The 13,348-nt window shown below is 36.0% G+C and carries 9 protein-coding genes; 4 read left to right on the top strand and 5 right to left on the bottom strand.

Annotated features, from left to right (window positions below):
• Positions 1-203: 203 nt before the first annotated feature.
• Both AOG54_RS05715 and AOG54_RS05710 read right to left on the bottom strand, forming a co-directional pair.
• Positions 204-1,115 (bottom strand): ABC transporter ATP-binding protein, encoded by a 912-nt coding sequence (locus AOG54_RS05715; protein ID WP_054963773.1) that lies wholly within the window; start codon positions 1,113-1,115, stop codon positions 204-206.
• Between the two features lie 2 nt (positions 1,116-1,117).
• Entirely contained in the window at positions 1,118-1,942 is an 825-nt protein-coding gene (locus AOG54_RS05710; RefSeq protein ID WP_055032528.1) for an ABC transporter permease, read from the bottom strand.
• Between the two features lie 106 nt (positions 1,943-2,048).
• Between AOG54_RS05710 and lipB the strand changes: the two genes are divergently transcribed.
• Positions 2,049-2,687: a lipoyl(octanoyl) transferase LipB gene (lipB, locus tag AOG54_RS05705; RefSeq protein ID WP_084779381.1), complete on the top strand. Its 639-nt coding sequence runs from the start codon at positions 2,049-2,051 to the stop codon at positions 2,685-2,687.
• A gap of 7 nt (positions 2,688-2,694) precedes the next feature.
• On the opposite strand, the gene AOG54_RS05700 is transcribed toward lipB, so the two are convergent.
• Both AOG54_RS05700 and AOG54_RS05695 read right to left on the bottom strand, forming a co-directional pair.
• A complete protein-coding gene (locus AOG54_RS05700) occupies positions 2,695-3,855 on the bottom strand; it encodes a pyridoxal-phosphate-dependent aminotransferase family protein (protein ID WP_055032527.1) in 1,161 nt (386 codons plus the stop codon).
• A 55-nt stretch (positions 3,856-3,910) separates the two neighbouring features.
• The gene (locus tag AOG54_RS05695) at positions 3,911-5,617 is read right to left on the bottom strand and encodes an MFS transporter (RefSeq protein WP_054964543.1); all 1,707 of its coding nucleotides are present in this window, start codon (positions 5,615-5,617) and stop codon (positions 3,911-3,913) included.
• Between the two features lie 138 nt (positions 5,618-5,755).
• Between AOG54_RS05695 and AOG54_RS05690 the strand changes: the two genes are divergently transcribed.
• Genes AOG54_RS05690 through AOG54_RS05680 form a run of 3 tightly spaced genes read left to right on the top strand, consistent with a single transcriptional unit; the run spans position 5,756 to position 9,795 of the window.
• Positions 5,756-7,546 carry an amylo-alpha-1,6-glucosidase gene (locus AOG54_RS05690; RefSeq protein ID WP_055032526.1) on the top strand — a complete coding sequence of 597 codons (1,791 nt, stop codon included), beginning with the start codon at positions 5,756-5,758 and terminating at the stop codon, positions 7,544-7,546.
• The gene (locus AOG54_RS05685; RefSeq protein ID WP_054964541.1) at positions 7,547-8,689 is read left to right on the top strand and encodes a glycosyltransferase family 4 protein; all 1,143 of its coding nucleotides are present in this window, start codon (positions 7,547-7,549) and stop codon (positions 8,687-8,689) included.
• The gene (locus tag AOG54_RS05680; RefSeq protein WP_054964540.1) at positions 8,686-9,795 is read left to right on the top strand and encodes a glycoside hydrolase family 57 protein; all 1,110 of its coding nucleotides are present in this window, start codon (positions 8,686-8,688) and stop codon (positions 9,793-9,795) included. The genes AOG54_RS05685 and AOG54_RS05680 overlap by 4 nt, the downstream gene beginning before the upstream one ends.
• Before the next feature lie 93 nt (positions 9,796-9,888).
• Here the strand turns inward: AOG54_RS05680 and AOG54_RS09540 are convergent, their stop codons facing one another.
• On the bottom strand, positions 9,889-13,314 hold the full coding sequence (locus tag AOG54_RS09540) for an LAGLIDADG family homing endonuclease (RefSeq protein ID WP_084795514.1): 3,426 nt from the start codon (positions 13,312-13,314) through the stop codon (positions 9,889-9,891).
• Between the last annotated feature and the right edge of the window lie 34 nt (positions 13,315-13,348).

Below are 13,348 nucleotides of genomic sequence, written 5' to 3'. Positions count from 1 at the left end.
ATATATATTCTAAAAAAGTTATTAAAGAGAGACAGAGCATATAAATTTGGAATATATCAAAATAAAACGCAGATAAATAAAATAGGTTATATTATGCATTTGCCCAGAAATTTATATAACACAAAACTTTACCGAATTTATGCCCTTGGAGCTAGGGCTTTTCCCTGGAATAGAGAAGCCCCAGATAACGCCAGGGTGCCACCTCATTTCTCCCCAAGAATTGATATATATGCCTTTTCAAGGTCTGATCCTGCAGATGTGTATGATATTACAGGGCAGATTTTAATGGCGTTAATCAGAATCTGTGCCCTCTCCTGCTCATCTCCTGAATAATTGATTGTTACAGTTCTTCCTGATGAATCCATAATGTCATATTTTAATTCCCTTAACCTTGATAGTATATCATTATCCACATTTTTAACAAACTCAATTTTTACCGCGTTTGTGTTAAAGCTCCTTGTTATCTCGCCCATATTTCCTATCTTAAGAACCTTCCCATGATTTAAAAATATTACATCATCACATGTTTCTGAGACCTCTGAGAGTATATGGGATGAGAAGAAAACAAGCTTGTCCTTTTTTAGTTTCAATATAAAATCACGGAATATCTTCCTCTCAAATGGATCAAGGCCGCTTGTTGGCTCATCAAGTATCACTATATCCGGATCAGATACAAGAACAGATGCAAAAACAACCCTCTGCCTCTGGCCTTTTGATAATGAACCTATTCTATTTTTTAATGGTGGTAGTTTAAGTGCGTCAAAATATTCGTCTATTTTGCCATCAACAGTTCTTTTGTCAATGCCCCTCAGCTCACCGATAAATTCCAGTGATTCCTTTACGGTAAAATATGGGTATGGCACAGGTGTTTCTATCATGGAGCCAACCGATTCCAGGGCCTTTTTTGGATTTTTATTAACATTTATGCCATTTAATTCTACTGTGCCCTGTGATGGCCTTAATAAATTTGTCATAATTTTTAATGTTGTTGTTTTTCCCGCACCGTTTGGACCAAGATATCCTATGGCCCTTTTACCGGAAAAATTAAATGATACATTGTCCAGTGCGGTAAAATTCCTATATTTTTTTGAAACATTGACCATTGATATTTCCATTTTTATCCCTCGATCTGCCTCCTTGAATAAATCACAATTGATATAATGCCAAAGACGATTAAATAAATCAGAAGTGATTCTATCCCCTGATATAATGCCGGATTAAACGTGTATATTTTAAGGCCATGCAATGCCGGACTCACTATTTTTGTTGCGGGATATTCGGTATTGAAAATAAGGTATGTAATCTCACCTGCAAAGGTTAAAAATTCAATTGGATATATGCCCTCAAGGCTGCCTATAATTCCGGTTATTATTGGAAATACTAGAATTAATAGAACAATTGATGTGATCATGCCGGATGTTGGGCTCTTAAATATGGAGCTAAAAAATGATGCCAGCATGATGGTTGCGGCAACCATTAAAAGTACAAGGCCAAGGCTCAGTGCAACCTTGGATGTTACCGTTCCATAAAGGTCAATAGATGCAAAAATTCCGACAAGTATGTAAAGGAAAACTATGAAAAAGGATGATAGCAGTGCAGCGGTATACTTCCCAAGAAATAAAACTGACCTTTTTACCGGCTGAACAAGTATGTAATATGCTGAACCGGTGCCAACATCGCCTGAAATTAAATCACCACCAAAAAATGAACCGACCACAACAATAATATCCAGAAGTGATGTATCAAGATAATTTAAAAAAAATGTTGGCGAGTTTGAATCCTTTAACGTTGTGTATTCCACATGAAACATTAAAAGTGTAACCGCAATCGAAACTATTAATGAAAAAAGGGTAAGCCCGATAAACCTTTTGGTCTTAATATAACCCAGTAACTGATATTTAAATGATGTATAGTACTGTTTCAAATTTGTATCCTGTGGCATATGCCTTAATATATAAATGATTTATTTAAAGATTGCCCATAAATATAATAAAAATCAAAAAAAGTCCTTTGCAAATTAAATATATACTGTTTCATAATATCATATTATGCCAGATATTTATGTGCTTGGTGTTGAGGATTATAAAAAAATTCTGGATTTTCAGAGAAGGTTAAATAATTTAAGGAATCAGAATAAAATTGAGGATTCATTTATAATTCTTGAACATAATGATGTTTATACCTCAGGTGTTCACTATAAAGGCGCAATGGACAACATTATAAAGACTGAACGTGGAGGCTATTTAACATACCATGGCCCTGGACAGCTGGTAGCATATTTTATTATAAACATGAAGGAAGGTAATAAGAATGTGCTTGATGTTATCAGATTAATTCAGAAAACCGTTACTGATTTCCTTGAAGTTTATAATATTGATGCTCATCCTGAACTAAATGAAAAAACAGGTGTCTGGGTAAATAATAAAAAGATATGTTCAATAGGCCTCGCAATAAAAGGTTTTTCAACACTGCATGGCATGGCATTAAACATTAATACAGACCTTAAAAAATTTTATCTGATAAACCCCTGCAATTTTGACCCTGAGATAATGACCTCAATTGAGGAAATAAAGGGATTTAAAATACCAATGGATGATGCAAGAAAAAAATATATGGAAATACTTATCAGTGATTTTAAAATTCAAAATTATAATTTATATACAAAAATAAATGATTTTTACATTTGAATAAAATTTAGTCTTTAATGTTTGAGGATAGATATTCCTGTGCTGCAGATACACCAGAATTGGCAGGTATTTTCCTGCCCATATCCCTCAGAACCCGCTCTATTACGGCCACTGTTGAAATTGCATCGTTCTGGTTTATCCAGCCCATATGTCCAATTCTTACATATTTTCCAGCATATTCCGGGACTATGCCTGTGGCCATTTCTATACCATTATTAAGGCATTCTGAAAGAAAATCATTCATGCTTATGCCATCAAGCATCATTCCGGTAACTGTGTGGCTTTCAAAACCCTTTTCAGCCATTACAGGCATATCCATACCATTTAATCCGGCCCTGATTGCACCTGAAACTATTTCATGCCTTTTTATTCTGTTTTCAAGAGTTTCCTCCCTTATAAGGTCAAATGCCTTTTCCAGTGAGAATACTATATGCACAGGAAGTGTTGTATAATATCCTGATTTACCGTTCTGGAAGCTGTTCATAACCTTAATCCACTGGTTTAAATCTGTGTAAAATCCAGATATTGAATTTTCTGATAAATGGTTAACAGCGTTCTGGGATAAAACCATTAGGGCTGCACCGGGTGGTGCTGCCATGGCCTTCTGGCTGGCTGTGAGGCAGACGTCTATGCCCCAGTCCTGCACATTTAATTTTTCGGCACCTGCACTGGCAACCGCATCAACAACAATGATATCAACCTTATCACGTATTTTCTTTACAAGGGATTCCACAGGATATAAAACACCGGTGCTTGTCTCAACCTGTGTTATTGTAACCATTTTATATTTTCCGTTTTCCAGTTCTCTTGAAACCTCATCCTGCGGGATTATATGTCCGGGTTCTGATCTTAAATGCTTGATGTTTAGGGGATATTTTTTAAAAATGTTTACCCATCTATCCCCGAAAACACCGGAGCTGACTATAAGTACATTATCACCCTTTTTTAATAATGATGTTACACTCTCCATGGCCATGGTTCCGCTGCCCGGAAGTATGAATGGCTGGTAATCAGGGGCATTCATTACATATTTTAATCCGTTAAGTGCATTTCCCATGGAAGTAACAAATTCTGGTGATGCAAATCCGGTATTATTCCTTACACCGGCCAGTAAAACATCAATATCAATCATGGTTGGTCCAACATGCATTAAGATTTTTCTGTCCATAATAAATAAAATTATTTAATGAATATAAAACTATTCATTATATGGTATATTTTAATTATTTATATTCCTTAAGCCTTTTAATAATTTTAGAGGAGGATCCTGTTTTTTTATCAATACTTATCCTATCCCTATCCCTGAGCAATGAGATTAATCCTGCAAATACCGTTATGCCTGCCACTATAAAGAAAACAGTGTCAAGGGACCCCATGAAGGCAGGGGCAAAAACATAGGAAAACCATGTATTTCCGGTAATCGTGGATAATGCATTTGCAGGTACAGAGGAAATTACAGGCCCTGGAATTCCTGAGATGATTGCTGATACAGGGTTTATTCCAAGGAAGGTTCCAAATATGGCCTCGGTGGGTGGCATGTGGATTAAATATGGTATTAGCTGTCCTGCATTTTTTGCCCTTAGGCCGGAGGAAATTGTTACAGGCAATGATTTAGAAAGCCCATATATAAGAATGGAAAAGAATAACCCCATGCTGGCAGTATATCCTGTATTCCTCATTGTATTCACCATGCCGGATGCGGTTCCACGGGCTTCAGGAGGAACCACAGACATTACCGCAGAAATATTTGGAGCGTTGAAAAGGCCATAACCAATGCCAAATATAACAAGGATTATGCCCATTAAATAGTATGAAAAGTTATATGGTAAAAATGCAAGCAGAACCAATGAAAATGCTGATATAAATAGGCCTGCAGATGTTAGAATCCTGAAGCCATAACGGTCTGATAAACGCCCCCCAAGTATACCGAAAAGGCCCATGGAAACCGTCATTGGCAGCATATATATCCCTGCCCATAACGGTGTTATATAAAATGGATATCCATGTATTGGAAGCCATACACCCTGAAACAGAATTGTTAACATGTACATTAATCCCATCATTTCCATGGCGGATATGAACGCAGTAAAATTGCCTATGCTGAACCCCTTAATTTTGAAAAAATCAATCCTAAACATTGGGTTCCCTGATTTTTTCTCAATAAAAGGAAAGATTATTAACAGCAATGTACCGGTAAGCAGTGAAATTATAACAAATGGATTTGTCCATCCCATTGGATTTTTCCCGTATGGTGTTATTCCATATGTCACACCAATGAGAAGTATTATAATACCGGCGGCGAATAGAATATTTCCGGGTATATCAAGCCTGTCCCTTTTCTTCATTGATGTCTCCCTAAGTCTAAAATATGACCAGAATGTGCCAAATATACCAACAGGAACGCTTATGAGAAAAACATCACGCCAGTAAATTACCGATAAAAATCCTCCAAGGACTATGCCTATGCTCACACCGGATACAGCAGCAACGCTATTTATGGATAGGGCAAATCCACGTCCCTCACCTGGAAAATTATCTGTAATGATTGCAAAGCTGTTGGCCATTATAAATGATCCGCCAACAGCCTGAACTATTCTAAAAATAATTAATTCGGTGGCTGCTGTGTATCCTGTTCCCGGGGTTAGGTAAAGCAGTATGGATCCGATTGTGAATATTAAAAAACCCAAGTTAAAAAGCCTCACACGGCCGTACATATCTGAAAGCCGGCCTATGGTGAGCAGCAGAACTGATACAACAATCATATAGCTCATTATTGTCCATAAAAGATATGGAAATGATTGTGGTGCCAGTGGGTTCAGATGTATGCCCCTGAAAATTGGTGGAAGTGCCACTATTATTATGCTCGTATTTATTGTGGCCATTAGCTGCCCTATTGTTGTATTGGATAGGGCTATCCATTTTTGCAGCATATTATACTTTATTTATTTTTACTATATAAATATAAAGTGCAAAACAATTTAGCAATTAACTAATTTTTTTATCAAACCCTGTGGATGAATTTAGTATTTTAGGAATTATTATATAATCCCTTGGCTTATTAATTTAATATGGATTATAATTATGAGTGGATCATTGCAAATAAAAATGCAAGCTATTCATCATCCTCAGCATCCTTTGCAAATCTAAGGACGTATCACGGCATTTTTGTAAAAAATATAAATGAGAATTATGATAGAATGGTAATGCTTTCAAAATTCTTTGAGGAATTTGAATTTGATTCAGATAGGATAAACCTGGATTCAAATTACTATCCGGGCACTGTATTTCCCGACGGCAGAAAATATTTAAGTGACCTTAATGATGATCCATATCCCCAGTTTGTATATTCTTCACAGAATTTCAAAATAAAAAAAAGCATAATTATGCATCCACTTAAGGATGTTTTAATAATAAAATATGAAATGGACCCTGAGCCTGAAATTGCAAGATTTTATCCATTATTAAGTTTTAGAAATTCCAATGATATAATAAGAAAGGGTGATCGTATTTTTGTATGGCAGAAAAATGGTAAATTTGTTCATTTTTCATCCGTTCAAAATAATCTTTGGATTGGAGCTGATGGCAATTTTATTACAGATAATTTGTGGTATTATAATTTTCAGTATCCTGTTGAAATTGAAAGAGGATCACATTATGAGGAGGATCTGTATCTTCCGGGGCACTTTGAGCTAAGATATCCAGGCAAAAACATTGAAATTACTGTGCATTCTGATGCATCATATGCTGGCGAATCCTTTGATGATACCCTTAAAGAATACATTAAAAGCAGATATAAAATTAGATCAAATAGAATAAATATAAAAAACATGTATGAAAAGGCAAATATTTTCCTCCTTAAAAATAATATAATAGCGGGATATTACTGGTTTGGCCCATGGGGCAGGGATACATTTATATCCCTGCCGGGGCTTGCGCTTATACCCGGTAGATATGAACTTGCCAGGGATATTCTATTTACATATATGAGGCAAATGAAAAACGGAATAATTCCCAAAACGATGGCAGGGGAATATGATGCTGCAGATGTATCGCTCTGGTTTATCTATGCAGTTTATAAGTATTATGAGTACACAAAAGATGTTAACACCATAAGGCATTTTATGCCGGCAATTAAGGAGATTATAGATGGATATATTAGGGGTAATGACTATTATTTTATGGAAAATAACCTTATAAAATTAAAGATGGGCAAGCTGACGTGGATGGATGCGGAGTATAATAATATAATATTCACGCCACGTTCAGGAATGCCTGTGGAGATAAATGCGCTATGGTATAATGCGCTTAAAACATATGAGTTCCTCTGCAATGAGGTTTCAATTGGTTATGATGATTCCTATAAAAATATATATAAGTATATCGAAAAAAATTTTGAAAATCTATACATGCATGATGGAAAAATTTACGATGTGCTTCCAGATGATTTTAAATTAAGGCCTAATTTTATTTTTGCCTTTTCACTTCCATTCCCGGTATTAAATAACTTTAATAAATACAAAAATCAGGTTGATAAATACCTTATAACACCATATGGGCTCAGAACATTATCTCCAGAGGATCCTGATTACATACCTGTATATACCGGTGACCGGCTTCACCGTGACAGGGCATATCATAATGGAATCATATGGCCGTGGCTTGCAGGCCCGTATATTACGGCGGCTGTAAGGTCAGGCAACAGTGCCTCAGATTTGCTTGATTATTTTTCATCACTATATAACATGAGGAAAATACCGGAACTCTTTGATGATGATGGGACGCCAAAGGGCTGCATACTTCAGGCATGGAGTTACGGGGAATTAATAAGATCTTACTTTGAGGATCTTGGGGGCAATTAAATGAGGATATCTGTAATCGGCTGGGAGCTTCCGCCTGCATTTTCAGGTGGCCTGGGTGTTCATACCATAAATATATTTTCAATTATAAATAAGATTTTTGATGTAACGCTGTATATTCCAGATGTTTCAGGACTTTATCCATATTATCCATTTAGGGTAAAAAGGGTGAAAACCAATTATAAAATTAATGAAAAAAATATAAGAAATGAAAGTTATTATACCGGATTCGATGGCATTAAATTTCATGATTTTAATGAAAAGATAAAATATTATAATGAGATGGTTGTTGATCAATTCGATCCTGAAACCGATATTATACACTGCCATGACTGGATTACATTTGAGGCGGGCATTGAGCTTAAGGAAAGATATAATAAACCCCTTGTAATAACAGTGCACAGCACAGAAATAGACAGATCCGGAAACTTTTTCCCACAAAAATATATAATGGACATTGAAAGAAGGGGCATAAAATATGCTGACAGAATAATAGCCGTATCAGAATACACCCAGAAGATGATTATTAAATATTATAATGCAGATCCAAAAAAAATTTATGTTGTGCATAATGGTATAGATAATACATTCATAAACATGCCGCAGAAATCCTATGATTTATACAGAAACGTTCTTTATTTTGGGAGAATTACAACACAGAAAGGACCAAGATTTTTCCTGAATGCGGCATACCGTGTTATAAAGAAATTTCCAGATATTAAATTTACATTTGCCGGTACCGGTGATCAGGAGCCTGAGATGAGGAGAATTACAGGTGAACTTGGAATAAATAAGAATGTTATATTCAGGGGCTTTGTAAGCTTTAATGAGCAGATATACTATTATAAAAACAGTGATGTGTTTCTGCTCCCCGCGGTATCCGAGCCATTTGGCATGTCTGTTATAGAGGCAATGAGCACCGGAACCCCCGCAATAATTAGCTACACAACCGGTGTTGGTGAGGCGCTTCATAATGTTTTCAGATCTGATTACTGGGACACTGAACTTTTATCTGAATATATAATCTCAATGCTTCTTCATAGGGGATTAAGAGAGACCATGGGTATAAATGGCCAGATTGAGGCAAGGAAATTTACATGGGAGAGTGCTGCCATTAAAACAATGGAGGTATACAGATCAATATGACGGATAATGTAATAATGTATTTTGAGGTTCACCAGCCACGTAGGCTGAGACCTTACAGAAGGTACGAAATAGGCAATAATAATTCATTCTTCTGGGACTCTGAAAATGAGAGGATTTTTAAAAGAATTTCGGAAAAATCATACATACCTGCAACAAGAATTTTAATGGAGAATAATATAAATGCCACATTCTCATTATCAGGTACATTTATAGAACAGGCTGAGATGTTTTACCCAGAGGTTCTTGATGCGTTTAAGGAATACTTTAAATCCGGGCTTGGGGAATTGCTTGATGAAACCTATTATCACAGCCTTGCAGGAATCTATGATGAAAACGAATTTAAAAAACAAATTTCCATGCATGCTGAAAAAATGAAAAATGTATTTGGAATCAAACCCAAAAATTTTAGAAATACAGAATTAATTTACAATACAAATATTGGCAGGATTGTTAAAAATATTGGATACAATTTAATTTTAACAGAATTTACAGACAGATTCAATAACGCCAATTCACCCAACTTTGTTTATAAGGATATTAATGGATTAGGAATGCTTTTAAGGAATTATAATTTAAGTGATGACATATCATTTAGATTCTCAAACAGATCGTGGCCGGAGTTTCCACTTACAGCCGAAAAATATGCATCCTGGATTAAACACTCAGAAGGCGATGTAATTAATATTTTTATGGATTATGAGACATTTGGGGAACATCAGGACAGTTCCACCGGAATTTTTGAATTTTTAAAATCATTGAAAACTGAAATGATTAAAAATAATATAAACGACCTCAGGGTAAATGACGCGTTAAAATTTTCTGTTAAATCAGTTATAAATACAGATTCCACAATATCATGGGCTGATACCGGGAGGGACCTATCACCATGGACTGGAAACAGTATGCAGGTTGAGGCGCTAAATATTTTGTTATCAAAGGGCGATAAAATTGATGAAAAACTCTTTGGATATCTTCAGACCTCAGATAATTTTTACTATATGGCAGCAGGCACAGGCCCAGATCAGGAGGTCCATGAATATTTTAATCCCTATAAATCACCATACAACGCATTTTTTTATTTCACAAACATACTTGAAAATTTCTAAATAATAGTTTATGTTATAATATCATTCATGTATTTTTTACATTGATACATAAAATTGCATGAAATTTAATTAAATAATATTATAAAAATATTTTTATAAATCACATTTTCCTGTTGGGCATGCAGGGTCGAATGTGGAGTCAAGTTTCAGGAATTTATCGGGCATTTTTAATGATAAATCAATTTTTTTTTCCTCATCACTTTTTTTTGTCTCCTCAGTTTCCTTTTTTGTTCCTGCATATAATACCTGCTGGCTCTTGCTCCTGTCCCTGTAAACCGTTATACCCTTGCAGTGCAGATCCTTTGCGAGCCTGTATGCCTTTGCAATGTCATCTGGAGTTGCCTCATAGGGAAGGTTAATTGTCTTTGATACTCCGGAATCGCAGTATCTCTGGAATGTTGCCTGCATTATTACATGCCATTCAGGATCTATCTCCTGCGCAGTCACAAATATTGATTTCAGGTCATCAGGTAAATCAACATTCTGCAGGTTCCCTGTCTGTGCAACCTTTTCCATTATCTCATTTGAGTAAAGCCCCCTTGACCTTAGGGCATCCTCAAATAGGGGATTTACCTCCAGTAATTCCTGCCCGTTTAGCACATGTCTTACAAAGGCTATGGCAAATAATGGCTCAATTGATGAGGAACATCCGGCAATTATTGATATTGTACCTGTTGGGGCAATGGTTGTTGTTGTTGAATTTCTCATCTTTATTCCGTTTTCCTCCCATTCTGATCCATACCATCCGGGGAAGACACCCCTCTCCTCAGCAAGTCTCTGTGATTCAAGGTGTGACTCATCATTAAGTGTTTTCATGACCTTTTCCGCCATTTCAAGGGCCTCATTGCTGTTATATGGTATGCCAAGCATTATTAGCATGTCTGCAAATCCCATTAATCCAAGGCCTATTTTTCTGGTCTTTCTTGTCATGTTTTTTATTTCCTCTACAGGGAATTTGTTGGCATCTACTACGTTTTCAAGGAACCTTGTGGCTATGTCTATTGTTTCTTTATATTTATCAAAATTGAACTGACCATTCTCCACAAATTTTGATAGATTTATTGAACCGAGATTGCAGGATTCATAGGGCATAAGCGGCTGCTCGCCACAGTTGTGTACCACAATTCCGCTAGCTACAAATGAATGAGTAGATGGTTCTACTAAATCATATACATCTTCCTTACCTACATATTCTATATTATCAACCCTTGCAACCCATTTCTCATCTCTAGGTCCATGTGAGTAACTATTTACAAGCTTTAATAACTTTGAGTTCTTTCTTTCGGATAAAAATCCTATTTTATTATAGAATGTTACCGAACTTTTACCCATGATATATAACTCGTGATATGGTTGAGTTTTATACATTTTTAGATTTCTATTTGAATCTGGAAGCATTTTAAATCCAGCCTTTCTGCGATTGAAATATATTCTACTGTATATTCCAAAGTTAAGTAACAATTCTTGAACACCACGTAATAGTTTCTCGCTTATTGATGTTAAATGTATATGCCTTGTGCTGTTCCCATCTAGATTTACTGTACCATCCGCCTCGAATAGTGCCTGTATAAATCCTTTCTGCATTTCCATTGATCCTTCAAATACCTTCTCAGGAACCTTTAATTTTTCATCCAATAAATCATATTCTTTAGCCATTTCCTTTAATCTTTCAGATGCTATTGTTGTGCAGTTTCTGCTCTCTATGTTTACCAGTCCTACATGGTAATCACGGTTATTCGTTGATGGCCTTATTATATTATTTACATAATTTTCAAAATCCTTTGCCAATACGCGATCCTGGTCATAGAATGATAGAACGGCCCGATCGTTATTATTGCCTTTGTTTATATGGCCATCACCAACAAGCCATCCAAGGACCCTTCCTTCCTCAAGGCTGCCATAGCTTCCAAAAGCTCCTCCTTCATTTAGTATTCTTATTTTTTCGCCCTTTCTTAACTTTAATGCCTCTACCCATCCTCTTTCATCGCTGTAGATTTTATGGTCTCCGGTTACCTTTATTTCGAATCCCTCCCTGGTTGTTATCTTATATACATCCTTATAGCCTGTATAAATGACATTTGATGATTTTCTGAAATTGCCACCTAATCTTCCATCTATCTTTATATTTAATGGCTCTCCATAATCATACAGCTGTTTTGCTGTTTTTATTCCCTCGGATGTGTATATTCTTGTATCACCTGTTACACAGGGATTTGTTGATTCTATATACCCTATATTTTTCACAGGGTTCTTTTTATTAATTTCATCAAGGAAAACCATTCCGGGGTCTCCGGTCTTCCATGCCTGGTTTATTATGGAATTCCAGAGGGTCCTTGCCTTAATTTTTCCCATCGTTCTTTTATCACGTGGATTCTTAAGCTCAATATAATCATCATTGTCCAGCTTTTCAAAAAATTCATCATCAACCGCAACAGATATATTGAAATTGCTTAGAACCTTGTTATCTGAGTCCTTGCTCATTATAAAGTCCATTATGTTCGGGTGGTTATAGTTAAGTATGCCCATGTTTGCCCCCCTTCTCTTGCCACCCTGTTTTATTACATCTGTTGTAACATCAAATATTCTCATAAATGATACTGGGCCTGATGCAACACCCTTTGTGGATGCAACTATGTCATCTGATGCCCTTAGCCTTGAGAATGAGAAACCTGTGCCACCGCCAGATTTGTGTATCTCCGCGGTATATTTTAATGCATCAAATATGGAATCTATGCTATCATCGACTGGAAGCACAAAGCATGCTGAAAGCTGACCAAGTGGTCCACCGGCATTCATTAATGTTGGTGAATTTGGAACAAAGCGCAGGTTTATCATTTCGTCCTCAAATTTTTTGATATAATAATTTATTCTTGTTTTCTTTGTCTCAAGAAAATCAAGGAATTCATCAAACGTGCCTGTTAGCTCCTTTTCCTTCTTTAACTCATTAAAGGCCCTCCTCAATTCATCTATCTGTGTTTTTGAAAGACCTGAATAGACCTCACCATCCTCATGTATAACACCATTTTTCTGGAAATCACGGTAATCATATAATCCCTGTATTATGGCCAGATGTACTGCAACACGGTGGAACATCTGCCTTGGGGTTTCTATTATTTTGCCCTCAGAGTCCTTGAATAAATACCTTGCCTCAAGAACCTTTATTGCATTTACAGTTAATTTTAGATCGTCCTTTACACCAAGTAGCTCCTTTTCCTCCCTTATGGTTTTCCTCTTTTCCCTGTATAATATATATGATTTTGCAACAGGTATATACGATTTACCATCAATCTTTCTTGTCATAAGAACATTTTCTACAGTATCCTGTATGGATTCAACATTTGGTACCCCCCCTGATTTTTCCAATTCCTCTGTAACAATATCGGCAAGCTTGTTTGCATCCTCCATTGAACCCATTTTAACCGAAAGCATGGCCTTATAAATTGCCATTGCTATTTTACCCTTATCGAATGGAACCTCAGTTCCGTCCCTTTTTATAACATTTTTTATACTAGTTATCATATTACATCACGGTGCATTAATGACAATACCTGAA

Source organism: Acidiplasma aeolicum, from assembly GCF_001402945.1.
GTDB lineage: Archaea > Thermoplasmatota > Thermoplasmata > Thermoplasmatales > Thermoplasmataceae > Acidiplasma > Acidiplasma aeolicum.
Note: the sequence above shows the minus strand (reverse complement) of the source record. Positions and strands in the feature narration are given on the sequence as shown.